The organism is Empedobacter stercoris (assembly GCF_025244765.1).
GTDB lineage: Bacteria > Bacteroidota > Bacteroidia > Flavobacteriales > Weeksellaceae > Empedobacter > Empedobacter stercoris.
Map to the genome: position 1 here is coordinate 2,202,952 of NZ_CP104209.1, position 19,363 is coordinate 2,222,314.

At 33.0% G+C, this 19,363-nt stretch carries 14 protein-coding genes and 1 tRNA gene; 8 read left to right on the forward strand and 7 right to left on the reverse strand.

Going from position 1 to position 19,363, the window contains the following annotated elements; translation table 11 throughout:
* Positions 1 to 7: 7 nt before the first annotated feature.
* Positions 8 to 220 carry a hypothetical protein gene (locus NZD85_RS10435; protein WP_171623788.1) on the reverse strand — a complete coding sequence of 71 codons (213 nt, stop codon included), beginning with the start codon at positions 218 to 220 and terminating at the stop codon, positions 8 to 10.
* 236 nt (positions 221 to 456) lie between these two features.
* Positions 457 to 1,758, reverse strand: coding sequence for an argininosuccinate lyase (gene argH, locus NZD85_RS10440; protein ID WP_260541741.1), 1,302 nt, complete (start codon positions 1,756 to 1,758; stop codon positions 457 to 459).
* Between the two features lie 719 nt (positions 1,759 to 2,477).
* Between argH and NZD85_RS10445 the strand changes: the two genes are divergently transcribed.
* Both NZD85_RS10445 and NZD85_RS10450 read left to right on the forward strand, forming a co-directional pair.
* Positions 2,478 to 5,240, forward strand: a complete 2,763-nt coding sequence (locus NZD85_RS10445) for a bifunctional aconitate hydratase 2/2-methylisocitrate dehydratase (RefSeq protein WP_260541742.1) — start codon at positions 2,478 to 2,480, stop codon at positions 5,238 to 5,240.
* Between the two features lie 190 nt (positions 5,241 to 5,430).
* Positions 5,431 to 7,695, forward strand: a complete 2,265-nt coding sequence (locus tag NZD85_RS10450; protein ID WP_171623785.1) for an aconitate hydratase — start codon at positions 5,431 to 5,433, stop codon at positions 7,693 to 7,695.
* 137 nt (positions 7,696 to 7,832) lie between these two features.
* Here the strand turns inward: NZD85_RS10450 and NZD85_RS10455 are convergent.
* Positions 7,833 to 7,905 (reverse strand) — tRNA-Phe (locus NZD85_RS10455).
* 248 nt (positions 7,906 to 8,153) lie between these two features.
* On the opposite strand from NZD85_RS10455, the gene NZD85_RS10460 reads away from it, so the two are divergent.
* From NZD85_RS10460 to NZD85_RS10470, 3 genes are all read left to right on the forward strand, one after another.
* Positions 8,154 to 9,437 (forward strand): OmpP1/FadL family transporter, encoded by a 1,284-nt coding sequence (locus tag NZD85_RS10460; protein WP_221411987.1) that lies wholly within the window; start codon positions 8,154 to 8,156, stop codon positions 9,435 to 9,437.
* A 2-nt stretch (positions 9,438 to 9,439) separates the two neighbouring features.
* Positions 9,440 to 10,039, forward strand: coding sequence for an LPS export ABC transporter periplasmic protein LptC (lptC, locus tag NZD85_RS10465; RefSeq protein ID WP_171623784.1), 600 nt, complete (start codon positions 9,440 to 9,442; stop codon positions 10,037 to 10,039).
* Between the two features lie 114 nt (positions 10,040 to 10,153).
* Positions 10,154 to 12,313 carry a peptidylprolyl isomerase gene (locus NZD85_RS10470; protein ID WP_260541743.1) on the forward strand — a complete coding sequence of 720 codons (2,160 nt, stop codon included), beginning with the start codon at positions 10,154 to 10,156 and terminating at the stop codon, positions 12,311 to 12,313.
* 59 nt (positions 12,314 to 12,372) lie between these two features.
* On the opposite strand, the gene NZD85_RS10475 is transcribed toward NZD85_RS10470, so the two are convergent.
* Genes NZD85_RS10475 through NZD85_RS10485 form a run of 3 tightly spaced genes read right to left on the reverse strand, consistent with a single transcriptional unit; the run spans position 12,373 to position 14,329 of the window.
* A complete protein-coding gene (locus tag NZD85_RS10475; RefSeq protein WP_260541745.1) occupies positions 12,373 to 12,675 on the reverse strand; it encodes a hypothetical protein in 303 nt (100 codons plus the stop codon).
* Between the two features lie 12 nt (positions 12,676 to 12,687).
* Positions 12,688 to 13,191: a 5-(carboxyamino)imidazole ribonucleotide mutase gene (gene purE / locus NZD85_RS10480; protein WP_038333183.1), complete on the reverse strand. Its 504-nt coding sequence runs from the start codon at positions 13,189 to 13,191 to the stop codon at positions 12,688 to 12,690.
* A 7-nt stretch (positions 13,192 to 13,198) separates the two neighbouring features.
* Positions 13,199 to 14,329 carry a 5-(carboxyamino)imidazole ribonucleotide synthase gene (locus NZD85_RS10485; RefSeq protein WP_260541746.1) on the reverse strand — a complete coding sequence of 377 codons (1,131 nt, stop codon included), beginning with the start codon at positions 14,327 to 14,329 and terminating at the stop codon, positions 13,199 to 13,201.
* 152 nt (positions 14,330 to 14,481) lie between these two features.
* On the opposite strand from NZD85_RS10485, the gene NZD85_RS10490 reads away from it, so the two are divergent.
* The gene (locus NZD85_RS10490) at positions 14,482 to 15,333 is read left to right on the forward strand and encodes an endonuclease/exonuclease/phosphatase family protein (RefSeq protein ID WP_260541747.1); all 852 of its coding nucleotides are present in this window, start codon (positions 14,482 to 14,484) and stop codon (positions 15,331 to 15,333) included.
* A 451-nt stretch (positions 15,334 to 15,784) separates the two neighbouring features.
* The gene (locus NZD85_RS10495; protein ID WP_260541748.1) at positions 15,785 to 17,932 is read left to right on the forward strand and encodes a TonB-dependent receptor; all 2,148 of its coding nucleotides are present in this window, start codon (positions 15,785 to 15,787) and stop codon (positions 17,930 to 17,932) included.
* A gap of 99 nt (positions 17,933 to 18,031) precedes the next feature.
* Here NZD85_RS10495 and NZD85_RS10500 read toward each other — a convergent pair whose 3' ends face one another.
* A complete protein-coding gene (locus NZD85_RS10500) occupies positions 18,032 to 18,544 on the reverse strand; it encodes a hypothetical protein (RefSeq protein ID WP_260541749.1) in 513 nt (170 codons plus the stop codon).
* 311 nt (positions 18,545 to 18,855) lie between these two features.
* Here NZD85_RS10500 and NZD85_RS10505 point away from each other — a divergent pair, with 311 nt between their 5' ends.
* Positions 18,856 to 19,302 (forward strand): lipocalin-like domain-containing protein, encoded by a 447-nt coding sequence (locus NZD85_RS10505; RefSeq protein ID WP_260541750.1) that lies wholly within the window; start codon positions 18,856 to 18,858, stop codon positions 19,300 to 19,302.
* Positions 19,303 to 19,363 lie beyond the last annotated feature (61 nt).

Genomic DNA, 19,363 nt, shown 5'->3' on the forward strand with positions numbered 1-19,363 from the left:
CTATAAATTATTGAGCTACTGCTGCTGAATCAACTACTGCTGCTGCAGAATCAACTACTGCTGCTGCTGAGTCAACTACTGCTGCTGCAGAATCAACTACTGCTGTAGCAGAATCAACTGTTGCTCCTTCTTCTACTGGTGCTTCTTCAGTTTTCTCTCCACAAGATACTGCTCCTAATGATAAAGCTGCTACTGCAACTACTGCGAAAAATTTTTTCATTTTTTTAAATTTTAATCGATTAAACAAATTTGTTATTTGATGAGTCAAAGTTAGAATGATTTTGACCTGATGTAATAAAAATCTGTTGTAATTATTTTGTAAATCGAATTTTATTTTACAAAATACTTTATTTCAGTTGTTTATATGTTTGAATATTCCGAAATTATAAAATTGTAAATTAAAAAAAACCTCAATTTATAGAAGTTGAGGTTGATATTTTTATTAATTACAAGAAGTTATTTCATTACTTGGGCTTCTAATTTGAATTTTTCAACTTTATTCGAAATCAAATCTAATCTCAAATTATGAATACTTCCGATATGTGTTGTTTTAAATTCTTTGTGCGGAATATACGTTCCATTTTCTACAGATAATCCAACTTCTTTGTAAGCATCGCGGAAAGGTGTTCCATTTTTAATGGCTTCGTTAATATTTTCCACGGTATAAATCGGATCATATTTTTCCTGATTCATATAGTTGTCTTTAATCTGAAGTTGAGGAATTGCAAAAGTTAAGATGTCAATAATGTTATCAAATTGCATCATTGGTTCAAATAAGATTTCTTTCAAAATCTGATAATCACGATGATAACCACTTGGTAAATTATTGATCGTCATCATAATGTCATTTGGCAATGCCTGAATTCTATTACAATGTGCACGAGTTAATTCAAAAACATCTGGGTTTTTCTTATGTGGCATAATCGATGAGCCAGTTGTCATCTCATTTGGTAATTTAACGAAAGCTAAATCTTGCGAATTGTATAGAACCAAATCATAAGACATTTTCGACAATGTGCCACAAATCATCGCCAAAGCAGATGCAACAGATTTTTCTGTTTTTCCACGAAGCATTTGAGCTCCGACAGATGAAACTAAAATCTCTGAAAAACCTAATTCTTGTGTTGTTTGCAAACGATCAATTGGAAAACTTGTTCCAAAACCAGCTCCAGAACCTAATGGATTTTGGTCAGAAATTTTAAATGCAGCTTCAAAAAAGTATAAATCGGTCAATAAACTTTCTGCATAAGCAGAAAACCACATTCCGAAACTACTTGGCATAGCAGCCTGAAAATGCGTATATCCTGGTAATTGATGATTTTTAAATTCGTCTGCTTTTTGTAAAAAGATTTCAATTAAATGGACAATTTTTTCAGTTGTCTGTTTTAGATATTCTTTTTCAAAAAGTTGAATTGCAACCAAAACTTGATCGTTTCGAGAACGTGCAACGTGAATTTTTTTTCCAGCATCACCGGTTTTCTCAATTAAAAAAGCCTCAATTTTTGAATGTATATCTTCGTAATTTTCGTCTATTTCGAAATTGTTCGCAGCAATTAATGTCAAAATCTCATCCAAAGCAAGTTGTAATGCATCGTTTTCTTCGTTTGTTATCAAACCTGTTTTTGCGAGCATGTTCGCTTGTGCTTTTGATGCTAACGCATCATATTTTGCAAGATGAGCATCTAATTCTCTGTCTTTTCCGACAGTAAATTTTTCGATTTTATCATTAATGGTAAAACCTTTATCCCAAAGTTTCATATTTATAATAATGAATTAAGGGGGCAAAGTTACTAAAAACTTGTATAATATCTCATTGTAATTGTATAATTATTATAAATATACAATATTTATTCATATTGAATATTTTTGATTGATTTTTGAGATTGTTTAAATGATTGATAGCAATTCTAAAGATTGATTATTGAATAGTTATTAAAATTTATAATTAATTCAATTTCGTAAAAAAAAGGGCTTAAAATTATGAAGTTGATATTTTAGAATACGTTATATTTTTAACTTCTATTTATTTACGTTTAATTGATTGTAAAAGTGAAATTTACATCTTTTTTATAATAGTTCTAAATTATTAGAATATAACTAAAATATATCATCCTTTGATGAGAAATCGTTACTATAAACGTAATTTTGTATGCCAAATTATGATTAATTACAATGCTTTTTAACTAAAAATTTGTGTGATAATAAAAATTTAAAAAGTAATTTCAATCACTTTAATTATTGATTAAGTGATAGTTATTGTTTTTAAATGGCAACTTTACAAAATTACATACTTAGTTTGTATTCTGATAACAGTGGTTACCTATGCCAAAAATGATTTTTTGTTGAAAAATAATTAGGCATAAGATGTAACGATACAGCGAAGTGTTATTATATAATTCATTTTGATTGGATGAAATCAGGTGTAAGTAGCTTGATTTTAAACAATCTTTAATATTAAAAAGAAAAGATAGATAATTATGAGTCTTTACCAAGAGTATCTTAACGAGATTGAAGAAAGAAAAGGTCAAGGTTTACATCCAAAACCAATTGATGGTGCAGAATTACTAAGTGAAATCATTAATCAAATTAAAGATGTTAACAGCGAATACCGAGAGGATTCTGTTAAATTCTTTATCTATAACACGTTGCCAGGTACAACTTCTGCTGCAGGTGTAAAAGCAAAATTTTTAAAAGAGATTATTTTAGGAGAAGCAACTGTTGCTGAAATTACACCAACATTTGCATTCGAATTGTTATCTCACATGAAAGGAGGTCCTTCAATTGAAGTTCTTTTAGATTTAGCTTTAGGAAATGATGAAGAAATTGCAAAACAAGCGGCGGAAGTTCTTAAAACACAAGTTTTCTTATATGATGCAGATACAGCTCGTTTAGCTGATGCTTACAATGCAGGAAATGCAATCGCGGCAGCTATTTTAGAAAGTTATGCAAAAGCAGAATTCTTCACAAAATTACCAGCTGTTGCAGAAGAAATAAAAGTCGTTACATTTATTGCTGCTGAAGGGGATATTTCTACGGATTTATTATCTCCAGGTAACCAAGCGCACTCACGTTCAGATAGAGAATTGCACGGACAATGTATGATTACGCCTGCTGCTCAAGCTGAAATTAAAGCGTTACAAGCGCAACATCCTGATGCTTCTGTGATGTTAATCGCAGAAAAAGGAACAATGGGAGTTGGTTCTTCTCGTATGTCAGGGGTTAACAATGTGGCTTTATGGACAGGAAAACAAGCCTCGCCTTACGTTCCTTTCGTGAACATTGCGCCAATTGTTGCAGGTACAAACGGTATTTCTCCAATTTTCTTAACTACGGTTGATGTAACAGGAGGTATCGGAATCGATTTGAAAAACTGGAAAAAACAAGTTGATGCAAACGGTGATGTAGTTCGTAACGAAGCAGGTGATCCTGTTTTAGAAGAAGTTTATTCAGTTGCTACAGGTACTGTTTTAACCATTAATACAAAAACTAAAAAATTATATAACGGAGACCAAGAGTTAATTGATATTTCAAGATCATTGACGCCTCAAAAAATGGAGTTTATCAAAGCGGGAGGTTCTTACGCCATCGTTTTTGGTAAAAAAATCCAAACATTTGCTGCTCAAACTTTAGGTATCGAAGCTCCTGTAGTTTTTGCTCCTTCAAAAGAGATTTCAAATGAAGGTCAAGGTTTGACAGCTGTAGAAAAAATCTTCAACAAAAACGCAGTAGGTGTAACTCCAGGAAAAGTATTACACGCTGGATCTGACGTTCGTGTTAAAGTAAACATCGTAGGTTCTCAAGATACTACAGGTTTGATGACAGCGCAAGAGTTGGAATCAATGGCAGCAACAGTAATCGCTCCAACTGTAGATGGTGCTTACCAATCAGGATGTCACACTGCATCAGTATGGGACAAAAAAGCGCAAGCTAACATCCCTAAATTGATGAAGTTCATGAACGACTTCGGGGTAATTACAGCACGTGACCCGAAAGGAGTTTACCACTCAATGACAGACGTTATCCACAAAGTATTGAACGACATTACTGTGGACGAATGGGCTATCATCATCGGTGGTGACTCGCACACACGTATGTCTAAAGGAGTTGCTTTTGGTGCCGATTCTGGAACTGTAGCATTAGCTTTGGCAACTGGTGAGGCTGCAATGCCAATTCCAGAGTCTGTAAAAGTGACTTTCAAAGGAGAAATGAAACAACACATGGATTTCCGTGATGTGGTTCATGCTACGCAAGCGCAAATGTTGAAACAATTTGACGGTGAAAATGTATTCCAAGGTCGTATCATTGAGGTACATATCGGTACATTATTAGCAGATCAAGCGTTTACATTTACAGACTGGACTGCAGAAATGAAAGCGAAAGCATCTATCTGTATTTCTCAAGATGATACATTAATCCAATCGTTAGAAATTGCAAAATCTCGTATCCAAATCATGATCGAGAAAGGAATGGATAACAAAAACCAAGTGTTACAAGGATTAATCGATAAAGCTAACAAACGTATCGAAGAAATTAAAACAGGTGTTAAACCTGCTTTAACGCCAGATGCAAATGCAAAATATTACGCGGAAGTAGTAATTGACTTAGATATTATCGAAGAGCCAATGATTGCCGATCCAGACGTAAATAATGCGGATGTTTCTAAACGTTATACACACGATACAATCCGTGACTTAACTTACTATGGTGGTGATAAACACGTAGATTTAGGTTTCGTAGGTTCTTGTATGGTGCATAAAGACGATTTAAAAATAGTTTCTCAAATGTTACGTAATGTAGAGAAAGCGAATGGTAAAGTTGAGTTCAAAGCTCCTTTAGTTGTTGCAGCGCCTACTTACAACATCATCGATGAATTAAAAGCAGAAGGTGATTGGGAAATGTTACAAAAATACTCAGGATTTGAGTTTAGCGACTTGTTACCTAAGTCAGAAGCACGTACAGAGTATGAAAACATTATGTACTTAGAGCGTCCTGGTTGTAACTTATGTATGGGTAACCAAGAAAAAGCGGAAAAAGGAGATACAGTAATGGCTACATCTACACGTTTATTCCAAGGTCGTGTGGTTGAGGATCGTGATGGTAAAAAAGGAGAATCTTTATTAGCATCTACACCAGTAGTTGTTTTATCAGCAATTTTAGGACGTATTCCTTCTATCGAAGAGTACAAAGCTGCTGTTGAAGGAATCAACTTAACAAAGTTTAAACCAATTTCTATGAACTAATCGTTCGTGAAAGAGAATATAATCATGGCTGATCTATTTTAGATCAGCCTTTTTTTATGTGTTAATCTTAAATGAGTTAGAGTTGTTTTAAAAAGATTATAATCCTCAAAAGATGTTAAATATTAAATAATTCAGTATATTGGGGTATATTTTTTGATGAATTTAAACCAATAAAATAAAAACAATTATTATGGCATTTGATATAAATATGATCAAAGGCGTTTATGCTAAAATGCAAGAACGTGTTGATGCTGCAAGAGCTATCGTGGGGCGTCCTTTAACGTATTCGGAGAAAATTTTATATGCTCACTTGTTTGATGGAAATCCAACACAAGCATACACAAGAGGCGAGTCTTATGTAGATTTTGCACCAGATCGAGTTGCAATGCAAGATGCAACTGCTCAGATGGCTTTATTACAATTTATGCAAGCTGGTAAAACCAAAACAGCTGTTCCTTCTACAGTTCACTGTGACCACTTGATTCAAGCTAAAGTTGGTGCAAAAACTGATTTACAAGAAGCAATTAATAAATCTTCGGAGGTATTTAATTTCTTAGAATCTGTTTCAAATAAATATGGTATCGGATTCTGGCAACCAGGTGCAGGTATTATTCACCAAGTGGTGTTAGAGAACTATGCTTTTCCTGGAGGAATGATGATTGGTACCGATTCTCATACGCCAAATGCAGGTGGACTGGGGATGGTTGCAATTGGTGTTGGTGGTGCTGACGCTGTTGATGTAATGTCTGGAATGGCATGGGAGTTAAAAATGCCAAAATTAATTGGTGTTAAATTAACAGGTAAATTATCAGGATGGGCAGCACCAAAAGATGTTATTCTTGAAGTCGCTGGATTATTAACTGTTAAAGGTGGAACAGGAGCTATTGTAGAATATTTTGGTGAAGGAGCAGAATCTTTATCTGCAACAGGAAAAGGAACTATCTGTAACATGGGTGCAGAAATTGGAGCAACGACTTCAATCTTTGCTTATGACGACGCTTCGGAAAGATATTTAAGAGCTACAGATCGTAATGACGTGGCAGATGCTGCAAATCAACATAAAGCTTACTTACGTTCGGATGATGAAGTTTATGCAAATCCAGAAAATTTCTACGATCAATTGATTGAAATTAATTTATCTGAATTAGAACCTCGTTTGAATGGACCTTTCACACCAGATTTGATGACACCAGTTTCTAAAATGAAAGAAACAGCAGCAGCTAATGGTTGGCCTTTGGATGTAGAATGGGGATTAATCGGATCTTGTACAAACTCATCTTACGAAGATTTATCTCGAGCTGCTTCTATCGCTCAACAAGCTTTAGACAAAGGATTGGAAGTAAAGTCTTCTTTCGGAATTAATCCAGGTTCAGAAGTTGTTCGTTATACAGCAGATCGTGATGGTTTGTTAAAAACGTTCGAAGATTTAGATGCAGTTATTTTTACGAATGCTTGTGGACCATGTATTGGGCAATGGGATCGTGAAGGTGCTGATAAAGAAGAAAAAAATACAATCGTTCATTCATTCAATCGTAACTTCAAAAAACGTGCAGATGGAAATCCAAATACCTATGCATTTGTAACTTCTCCAGAAATGGTTGCGGCAATTGCAATTTCAGGACGTTTAGATTTTAATCCACAAACAGATAAGTTGATTAATAAAAACGGAGAAGAGGTTATGCTTGATGCTCCAAAAGGAGAGGAATTACCAAGCAAAGGTTATGAATATGAAGATAATGGATATCAAGCACCAGTTGAAGACGGATCGAAAGTAGAAGTTATTGTTAATCCATCTTCTGAGCGTTTACAACTATTAGAAGGTTTCAAACCTTGGAATGGTGAAAATATTACAGGAGCAAAACTATTAATCAAAGCATTCGGAAAATGTACAACAGACCATATCTCTATGGCGGGACCTTGGTTACGTTTCCGTGGACACTTGGATAATATTTCGAATAATACTCTGATTGGTGCAGTAAATGCATTTAACCAAGACGTCAATTCAGTTAAAAATCAATTGACAGGTGAATATGGTCCTGTACCAGATACGGCGCGCGCTTATAAAGCAGCTGGAGTACCATCTGTAATTGTAGGAGACGAAAACTATGGAGAAGGTTCTTCACGTGAGCATGCTGCAATGCAACCTCGCCATTTGGGAGCAGTAGCTGTATTGGTTCGTTCTTTTGCACGTATTCATGAAACAAACCTTAAAAAACAAGGGATGTTAGCATTGACATTTGCAGATAAAGCAGATTATGATAAAGTACAAGAAGATGATACAATCAACTTTGTAGACTTAACAGAGTTTGCCCCAGAAAAACCATTAACAATCGAATTGGTGCATGCAGATGGATCTAAAGATGCAATCTTAGCAAATCATACATATAATGCACAACAAATTGAGTGGTTTAAAGCAGGTTCAGCATTAAACTTAATCAAAGCACAACAAGCTTAATTAATTTAAGTTTTTAAATAAATGAAACCGACACAGGAATGTGTCGGTTTTTTTGTTGTAAATTATTGAAGAAAATTTTAGATCAAAAAGTAATAAATAAAAAAAACCTCAATCGAAATGATTGAGGTTTTAAGCAGTGGTGCCTCCAGGAATCGAACCAGGGACACAAGGATTTTCAGTCCTTTGCTCTACCAACTGAGCTAAGGCACCGCCTTAATTGTGATGCAAATATAGAGCGAAAATCTATTCTACCAAACATTATTTAAAATATTTTTTAGCCGAAAACGCTATCTTGTTCATTTACCGAGAAATAAATTTAAAATATTTTTTATCTTTACCGAAAATAAAGGGGTTTAAATATTTTAATAGAGATTTAACAGCTCATTTTTGCAATCTAATTTTTACAATTCGCAACAAATCATCATATTTGCGTCTTAGAATTCTATTATACATTCATAATGAAGTGGATTATTTGTAGTTTATCACTATTAAGCGTGGTAACAATAAAAGCTCAATCAATATCAGTTTCTCCTTATTCGGCTTACGGTGTGGGGGAGCAATTATTTGATAATAATACGGAACAAGCTGGTATGGGCGGTATTTCAACAGTTCCTACGAATCCTTTCGGTCAAAGTGCAAACTTTTCAAATCCGGCAGCTAACCAAAATTTGCGTATGACGACTTTCAACGCGAGTGGAAGTGGAACAAATTATAATTTCAAATCTGGAACAGACAAAGAGAACGCGGGTCGTTTTAACGTTTCTAATATCTCATTAGCATTCCCTGTTGGAGAAAAAGGAAGTTTTGGATTAGGTTTTCAACCTTATTCAGCGCTTGGATATGATATCATGAATACATCAGAAAGAAATGATGTTAAACAATCAGTCCAAATGAAAGGAGAGGGTGGATTAAATAGTATTCATGCTTTTTACTCGAGAAATCTTGCCAAAGGATTTTCTTTAGGGTTACGCGTTAATTATTTATTCGGAGAGTTAAAACGTAACGAAGTCTTAGCTGTAGATGGAGCAAGTTTAGCTGTTGATTATAGTGATAAATCTAATTATCGTGGCGCTCAATTTACGTTAGGATCAATGTATACAAAGAAAATTGGTAAAACAAATAATTTGTATGTAGGAGCAACTTATACATTAGGTACCAACCTAAGAACAGATGTTACAGATCTTACAACGACATATAGTTACATTGGATCTACTCAAGCTTCTTTGGACACAATTTCGTTAAAAAGAATTGATGATGGTAAGACAAAAATTCCTCAAATCTTTACATTAGGAGCGGCTTATACAAAAGATAATACATGGTCGTTAGCAGTTGAAGCTAAATACAATAGTTGGAAAGATTTCTCTCAACCATTAGAGGGAGAAAATACAGTAATGACTTCAAATGTTGATTATAAAAACAATGTACGATTAGCAGTTGGTGGATACTGGATTCCAGATTACAATAGTTACAAAAGTTATTTTAATCGTGTAACTTACCGTGCTGGTATGTATTATCAATCGGCTCAATATTCTATTTACGGAACAGATATAGACGCTTACGGAGCAACATTAGGGTTCGGATTTCCAATCGGAAAACAAAATGACGGTTCTATGATGAATGTTTCTTTGGAATATGGACAAAAAGGAAAAACAACAAACAACTTAATCAAAGAAAACTATTTCGGTGTGAAAGTTGGATTTGATATCAACGATATTTGGTTTAGAAAAAGAGTGATTGACTAATTTTGGACAAACAAAAATTGTATAAAAAAGCAGATGAAAAAGTTTTGATTAAATCAAGTATAATATTTGGTTTAATGAGCATTTTCGTTTTGCTTTTTTCTTGTAAAAAAGAACTTCCTCCTATCAACAAAAAGAAGGTCGAATTTCCTTCGCGCACACTTATTAACGCCAATATTATTAACAAAGATTCGGGAAGAATCTCTGGAAATTTGCGTTCTCCTTTAATCGAAATGTACGAAACGGTTGATTCGCCTTACACAGTTTTTAGAAAAGGATTAGACCTTGACTTTTATCAAAAAGGAAGTACAAAACCTGGATATTTTCAGGCAGATTGGGGAAGATTAAGTGATGTCACAGGAATCTATGAAGGTAGAGGAAATGTAATAATCGTAAATGAGAAAGGTGATTCGTTGAAAAGCGAACAATTATTTTGGAATAAAAAAAATAAAACAGTTTATACATCGAAAGAAGTTTACTTAATTAGCAACGAAGGTGATTCGTTAACAGCGAAAAACGGTTTGCAAGCTACAGATGATTTAGAAACCTATACTTTATTCAATAATCAAGGATTTAAGTACGTAGATGATAATCAAAAATTCTAAATCACGTTAAAATAATTAACAAAAAAGCGAATACTTGTCGCTTCTTCTATTTTATTATTCAATGTATTGTCGTATTTTCGCCACCTATTATAGAAATAACATTAAAATAAAACAATGGCAGTTTTAGGAGAAATTCGTAAAAAAACTTGGCTGATCTTCGTTGTAATCGGAGTTGCAATGTTAGCTTTCGTTGCAGGAGATTTATTCGGAGAGAATTCAAAGATTAGACAATTATTTACTGGAGATCCGTCTGTAGTAGGTACAGTAAACGGTGAATCTATTGGTATTGCAGAGTATCAAAATGCATACGATCAAACACAAAAGATGTATGAAAACCAAGGTCAATCTGCAACTCCAAATCAAATTGCTCAACAAACTTGGAATGGCTTAGTTAGTCAAAAAGTGTTGAAACAACATGCTGAAAAATTAGGTTTAAAAGTTTCTGATGACGAATTCTGGGGTTATGTTGCACAAAACTTTGGAATGGCATCTGGTGCTGAAGCACAGCAACAAATTGCACAGTTAGAAGCTAATGCCGCTGCAAGTCCAGAAGCTCAACAACAATACAGAGGTTGGTTGCAAACAGCAGAACAAATAAAATTACAAATTTTATCTCAAAAATATTTTGGATATGTAATGGCTGGTACAGCGGTTACAAACAAAGAAGCAGATATTCAACAAGGGTATAATGTGTCGAATGCAAACATTCAGTACGCGTTTGTAGATTACGCAACTTTATCTAAAAAATTAAATGTAAAAGTAACTGACGAAGAAATTTCTGCTTACGAAGCAAAATATCCGAAGTTATTTAAAGCAGAAGGTTTAGTAAAATTAAGCTATACATATTTTCCTGCTGGAGCCTCTTCTGCTGATGAAGCAGTTGCTTTAGAAAATATCAAAAAATATTTAGGTACTCAAATTATTCATGACGAAGTGAATAATGTCACAGATACTATTCAAGCTTTTAGTGCTGCAAAAAGTGATTCAGTTTATGTTACTCAAAATTCTGAGAAACCATTTATCCCGAATTTCTTTACAATAGCAGAATTAGAACAAGCGCAATTAGGTCCAGAAGCGACAAACTTCTTGAAAACTGCTGCGGTTGGACAAATTGGAGGTCCTTTCAAAGTTGGAAATACGTATCAATTGTACAAACTTTCTAAATCGAAAGAAGTAAAAGATTCTGTAAAATCAAGCCACATTTTAGTTGCTTACACAGGAAGCGCTGCTGGAAGTGGAGTGAAACGTACAAAAGATGAAGCAAAAAAATTAGCAGAAGGAATTTTAGCTGATGTAAAAGCTAATCCATCTTCTTTTGGTGAAGTTGCTGCAACAAAATCAGACGATAAATCATCTGCTATTCAAAAAGGAAGTATTGGTTGGGTTGGAAAGAATAATCAATTAGATCAATCGTACAACGGATTTATTTTTACAAAACCAGTTGGAACAGTTGATTTGGTAGAATCTCAGTTTGGTTTCCATATCATCAAAGTTGATGAAGCAAAGAATAAAACAGCTTATCAAGTTGCAAACATTGTAAAAACAATCGAGCCTTCTAAAGCGACAACAGAAAAAGCATTTACAAACGCAAGAACTTACGTTCAAAATGTAGAGAATAAATCACTAAATGATTTCAAGAACCTTGCAAAAAAAGGAGGTTATTTAAATAATACAACAGAGGGTATTGAGCGTTATGCTGCAATTGGACAAGACATTCCAAATGATCAAGATGCGGATATCTTAAAATGGGCTTTTGACAAGAAAACTGAAACAGGAGCAACAAACTTGTTTACATCTTCTACAGGAGATTACATCGTTGTTCATTTAGTTGAAAAATTTGACAAAGGTTTAGCGCATCCAAGTGTTGTTCGTCAATATGTAGAGCCAATTTTAATGCAAGAGAAAGTGGCTAAATTGGTAGATGAGCAAGTTGCGAACGGAGGTTTAAATGCTTTTGCATCTAAATTTGGAGCGAAAAAAGGAAATGCAACAGTTAACTTTTCTAATTCTAATTTAACTGGAATTGGTTTAGAGCCTAAAGTTGTTGGAGCTGCGTTTGGAGTTAAACCAAATCAATCTTCTAAAGCAATTGCAGGTAATGCAGGAGTTTTCTATATCATTCCTTCAAATCAACAAATTCAAAAGAATCAAAAAGGTTCAATGATCTTGGATAACTTAAATCGTCAATTACAAGGACGTTTCCAACAAACATTGTTACAGTCATTGATTCAAGCTGCTGATGTGGTTGATAACCGCGACAGAGCTTTACGTTAAGATTTAAAATTTCTTATAATAAAAAACTCCCAAGCTGTAAAGTTTGGGAGTTTTTGGTTTTATTTAATTTGAGCTTTTATTAAGTCAAACTTTTCTTCTAAAAGTAGTTTGTATAATTCTTTAACTTCATTCCAGTCTTTAGCTTTATACTTAGTACCTATTTCATCAAATGTTATAATTAAATCTAATGATTTTGAAGTCTCTATAACATTTTCAAAATCATCATCAGAAATTACAGAAACCCAAAATGTACCGTGTTCATCATCTGTTTCATTAATTTCTATTATAGCTTTTTCAATATCAGAAAATGTAATATTATCTTTATTATAGCCTTCCAAGTATTGGATGTAGTTTCCAATCATACAAATTAGTTTTTATTTATCAAACCCATTTGGATATTCGCCTTTTACAAGCTCTATTTTCGCTTCTACAGCTTTTTGTAAATCTTCTTGGTATTGGATTAATCTTTCTTGCAAAGTTGGATTAGTCGCGCCTAAAATGCGTGCTGCCAAAATTCCTGCATTCTTCGCCGCATTCACAGCAACTGTAGCAACTGGGATACCATTTGGCATTTGCAAAATAGATAAAATAGAATCCCAACCATCAATCGAATTTGACGATTTAATCGGAACACCAACCACAGGAAGTGGCGTAATAGACGCAACCATTCCTGGTAAATGCGCAGCTCCTCCAGCACCTGCAATAATGACGTTTATTCCACGTTCGTGTGCTGTCTTTGCATAATCAAACATACGTTGTGGCGTGCGATGTGCCGAAACAATTGTTAATTCGAAAGGGATATTAAGTTCTGTTAATAGATCAGCTGCTTGTTTCATGATAGGCAAATCGCTATCACTTCCCATAATAATTCCTACCATAGTTGTGTTATTTTTTTGCAACGACTTTTATCGTTGAGTTGACTTGTTTTATGTTTTGTTTTAATTGTTCTATATCATCATTCACCAATGTTACATGTCCCATTTTTCGACCAGGTTTCGTGATTGTTTTTTGGTACCAATGCAAATAGGTTCCAGGAATTGCTAAAACTTCTTCAATATTTTCGATAACTGCTGGTCCCGTTTCACCTTCTGCACCAATCAAATTAACCATGGCAGATGTTGCGAATAATTTTGTCGAACCAAGAGGCAATTGCATTAAGGTTCTTAACATTTGATCAAATTGAGATGAGTAAGCCGCTTCTATTGTTGAATGACCAGAATTATGAACACGAGAAGCTGTTTCGTTCACCCAAATTGATTGGTCTTTGTTGACAAACATTTCTACAGCAAAAACGCCTGGAGACTGCAAAGCTTTTACTACATCTCGAGCGATTGCTTCTGCACGATCAGTAATTTCTTTACTTAATGAAGATGGAATTAATAGATAATCTAATAAATTATATTCTTCGTTGATGATAAATTCTACGGTTGGATAGGTGACGATATTTCCCAAATGATCGGCAACTGTAACGACAGCAATTTCGCGATCTAAATTCGCAGGAGTTTCGAAAATTGAAGGTGATTGCAACATTTTGTCTAAATCAGCTTCAGATCTTATGAACTGAACACCTTTTCCATCATAACCATCTTTTCGAGATTTCTGAAAAACTGGATAGTTTATATCTTGTTTCGATTTCAATTCTTCCCAATTGTCTAAATCAAAATAAGGCGCAGTCGGAATATTATTCTTGACATAAAATTCTTTCTGAACTCCTTTGTCTTGAATAATCGCTAAAGCTTCAGGATCTGGAACAACTCGTTTTCCAATTGACTTTAAATAGCGTAATGCCTCAACATTGACATGTTCAATCTCGATTCCGATAGCATCTAAATCTTTTCCAAAAGCGATGACAGTTTCATAATCTTTGAAATCACCTTGTACAAAATGGTGTGCATGTGGCGCGCAAGGTGCGTCTGCAGCTGGATCTAAAATACTAATTTCACAAGGATATTGTAATGCATTTTGCAAAAACATATACCCCAATTGTCCTCCTCCTAAAATTCCGATTTTTATCATATTGCGAAGTTAATAAATAATATAATTTCTATTTTTACGAGAACTAAAAAAGTATTGACGAGATGTTAACAAAATGGAGCAGGATTTTATTCTTTGTATTTGTAGGAATTTATTTGACGAGTAAGAGCTTTTATCAATACTTTGTATTTGATATGTTGGTACAATATTCTATATATGCATTAATCATTGCATTTTTTTTGTGTTTGATTTTTAATTATTCCATTCGAAAAGAGAAAAAAAAGAATATTTTATGGTTGCTTCCGCTTGTTGCGATTCCTATTATTGTTTATCAGAATATGGGAAATTTCTATTTTGGGGAGAATGCAAAAGGAGAACAATCTAATTTTAAGATTACCTCAATCAACATTTTTTCTCAGAATGAAGACTTTCATTATTTGAAAAATTATTTAGAAAAAGAAAAAAGTGATGTACTTATTTTACAAGAATTAACTCCAGCATGGCAAAAAAATGTTGAATTTATTCGAGAAGAATATCCTTTCTATAAAGAGGAAGTAAGGAATAATAATTTTGGGATAGCTATTTATTCTAAAGTTCCGCTTACAAAAGTGTCTACAAAAAACTATATAGATGAGATGCATCCGTCTATCTTAGCGGAAATTTCTGTAGACGGTAAACCTGTAAGTATTTTAGCAACACATCCTGTTCCTCCCTTACCAAACCAAGCACGTTTTGAAAAACGCAATCAACAATACGAATTGATGAAACATGAAATAGATGCTTTGTCTACTGAAAACATTATTTTGATAGGAGATTTGAATTGTACGGTTTATTCACCGAATTTCAAATTAGTCCAATCGGATAAATTGAAAGACGCACGATCTGGTTTCGGTTTACAAAATTCTTGGAATGCTTTTATTCCAATATTTCGTACCAATATTGATCAATGTTGGGTTACGAAATCGATGAAAGTGACAAATTTTTATCGAGGAGAAGACATAAAATCAGACCATTTTCCGATTGTAGCGGAATTAAAAATAGAATAAAGCTAACTATTTATTTATTTTTTCAGCATTTTCTTACACTATTTAGATACTATGTATACTTTTTCGTTTGGGTGTTAATTTATTCTACTTTTTCTTTGTGCAGAATTAATAATTATTTGAACTATTATACCAACCAAGCCAATTGATTTTTTTTATAGAAAATCAATCTTTATTTATTACTAAACCCTGTAAACCTTCGGAAGTATTTCTGAAGGTTTTTTTTATGTTTAAAAAAAGAAGATGTTTTTGAGTAAATTTTTAGATTTCAAAAAAATAATTATCTTTGATTTTCAATCGAAAGGGGTGCTTCTTTATTTAGAGGCTGAGATTATACCCAAAGAACCTGGGCAGGTAATGCTGCTAAGGGAAATGGTACTTCACCAAATTACATTCGCGCGTAAAATTTATAAGTGTAAGATGGCTCCTTTCATAATATTTTTAAAAATTAATTATGAAAAGGTCGATTTTTTTATTGTCATTATTTGGTGCATCCATACTGTATGCTCAAGAAAATGATACAATTCAAAAAGAAGAAATTCAACTTCAAGAAGTTTCTATTGTTGAAAAACTTCCAATTACAGTTGAAAAAGTAACAGCTAAACTGTTACAAAAAAAGAATTTAGGACAAGATGTTCCAACATTGTTAAATTCAGCTACATCAGTTTCTATTACATCTGATACAGGAACAGGGATTGGTTATTCATCCATCAAAATTCGTGGACTTAATGAACAATCGATTAATGTTACTTTGAATGGAATTCCATTAAATAACCCAGAATCTCAAGGTGTTTTTTGGGTAAATATGCCTGATTTAGCATCATCAACAAATGCTATGACGATACAAAGAGGCGTAGGAACTTCTTCAAATGGAATGGCTTCTTTTGGTGCAAGTGTAAACATTGAATCTCAAAATCCATCTGCAATTCCTTTCGCAGAAGCAAATGTTTCTTTTGGAAGCTTCAATACGCAAAAGTATACTTTTCAGGCAGGTACAGGGAGAATACTAAACAATAAATTGAGTATTGACGGTCGTTTTTCTAAGTTGGATTCTGATGGTTATGTAGATCGTGCTTGGGCAGACTTGATTTCCTATGATGTGACTGCTTTGTATGAATTGAATGATAAAACAAAATTTAGGTTTCAGAATATGTTTGGTAAAGAACAAACTTATCAAGCTTGGAGTGGTGTAGATGCGGAGACCTTGAAAAAAGATCGTACCTACAATTATGAAGGCGAAATGTATGATTCGGAAGGAAATATGCTTGGCTATTATAATAATCATACAGATAATTACAAACAGAATCATTATTTTTTGTCTTGGTTACAAGATTTAGGAAATCAATGGAAGTCTAATTTAACGATTCATTACACAAAAGGTAAAGGTTATTACGAGAGCTATAAAAATAATCGCGGATTAGAACGTTATAAATTAAATCATTTAACATCAGAGAAAAGAAACTTAATCAATAGAGAATATCTTGATAATGATTTTTATGGATTTAATTTGGAAGTAGAAAATCAAAAGTTGAACGATTTTAAAGTCTTTTTTGGTTTATCTGCAAACAAATATGATGGCGATCATTATGGTAATGTATTGTGGGTAGACAACACAGATTGGTCTGATAAAAATTTTAAATACTATAACAATAATGCCGTAAAAAAACAATTTGCAGCTTATGCAAAAGTGCTGTATCAAATCAACAAATTTGATCTTTTTGGAGATTTACAGTATCGTTATGTAGGTTATGATGCAAAATATTTACCAAATGGCGAAAATGATGCAGAAGAATTTAGACCATTTACGGATACGTTTAATTTTGTGAATCCAAAAGCCGGAGTAAATTTTAATATAAATTCAACTAATACGTTGTATGCTTCTTATGGAATTTCGCACCGAGAGCCTTTGCGTATTGATTATGAAGGACTAAATGGAAAAGATAAAAAGCCTGAAGAAGAATTTTTACAAGATTATGAATTGGGGTATAAAAAAAGTGGACGACTTTCTTTAAGTGCCAATTTGTACTACATGGCTTATAAAAATCAATTAGTTCCAACAGGTGAAATTAATGATGTCGGAAGTCGTAAAAGAACAAATTCTGGTAAGAGTTTTAGAAGAGGAATTGAGCTGGACGCAAATTATAAAATCATTCCAAATCGTTTGAATATTTTTGGGAATATAACTTTTAGTGAGAATAAACACGAAAATTATACAGAAGAAGTGTGGGATGAAAACTGGAATTCATCATTAAAAGAATATGGAAAAACGAAGATTGCACTATCGCCAGATGTAATTTCTGCATTCGGATTCGAAGCAATTCCATTCAAGAATGTACTGGTTAACTTAACAAATAAATATGTAGGTGAGCAATATTTGTCCAATACAGAACCAGTAGATGGAAAATTGGATAGTTACTTGGTATCAGATTTATTGATTCGATATTCACCAAAAGTAAAAGGAATTAAAAACCTTGAATTTTCGATCTTAATTAATAATTTATTTGATGTCGAATACGAATCGAATGGTTATTATTACGAAGGAGGTTATTATTTTCCGCAAGCAGGTATTAATGTTTTAGGAGGAATTAGTATTCGTTTATAAAACCAAAAAGCTCGAGATTTTCTCGGGCTTTTTTTATTCCTCAAAAAAATCCAAAGGAATTTGCCATAATTGTTCTTTATTTTTCTCCTCTAAAAAAATCTAAATGCCAATTTTTTCTAATCCAACTTCTTTCGGAACAATATTCAGACGTTTTTTCTTCGCATTTTTCAGCACCAATTCAGCAAAAAGATCAACAGCTTTTGGCGTTGCCATAAAGTCATCATCCAAGCTAATAATTAAAATAGGTTTGGTGATTTCCTCGAATAAGTTCTGAGTTTGATCTGCATAATCTATTATTGATTTTTTAAAATAGATTAATTTCTTCCAATCGTGGGCAATCCCTTTTGGAATTGGTTCGCCCATTCCAACTTTTTGTGAAGGGAAAAAGCCATAAATTTTGGATAAAATAGGAATAGCAATTTTGAAGAAAAACGTAACTTTTGGTTTATCCTTTCGGTGAAAATTTTTGATGTAACCGTATTGCAAACCAATTGTAATTATTTTTGAATAAATTTTATAAGCAGGTGTCAAACCAATCATTATTCCGCCAATACTATGACCAATTAAAAATTTTTTATGAGTAGGATAAAATTCTTCAATATATTGTGTCAAACTTAAAAAATATTTGTCAGCTCAATCGATAAAATTTGCTTTAAAGTTTTTCGGTTTAGAGTCTCCGATACCACGATAGTCATAAGTGAAAACTAAATAACCTTTGTTTGCTAAATAAATTGCAAACTTGGTATAAAAAGATTGTTTCACACCAATTGCAGATGAGATCACAATAATTTTATTGGTTGCATTATTTTCTCCAAAAGAAGTTACTGATAGTTTAAATTTATCAAAAGTTTCGACAAAAAAGTTTTCATTTTTCGCATTTAATTCTCAAGATAAAACATATTTTTACTTTTTAAATTAATCGCATGAAAAAACTTATTTTTATACTGACTTTATTTTTAGCCAACATAGCATTCTCACAAGAGTTAAAAAAAGAAAATGTGCTCGGTTTTTGGAAATTGAAAGAAGCTGGTTTTTATGAAGCTGGGAAAAAAATATCAAAAGATTTTGACAATTGTCGATTAATGAGGAATTATACAATTTGGGATAATGGATACGCAATTTATAATTATGTAGAAGGAAGAAATGGCAATTGTTTCCCAAGCGAACCAAGATTAACTTTGTGGAGAATTGTAGAGAATAGAATACAATTTTATATTGATGATTATGTTTTTGAAGATAAAGTTGTCAAAGTTAACGAGGATAATTCAATAACTTTTGAAACATTTACCGAGAAAAAAATAATGGATTCAGATAAAAATTATGAAAAAATTGCAAATACAATCAGTTATGACATTTTAGAAAAACTCTAATGTAAACTTATAATGTTATTACGTCAATCAAAATTTTTATTTTTACATGATAATTTGAATT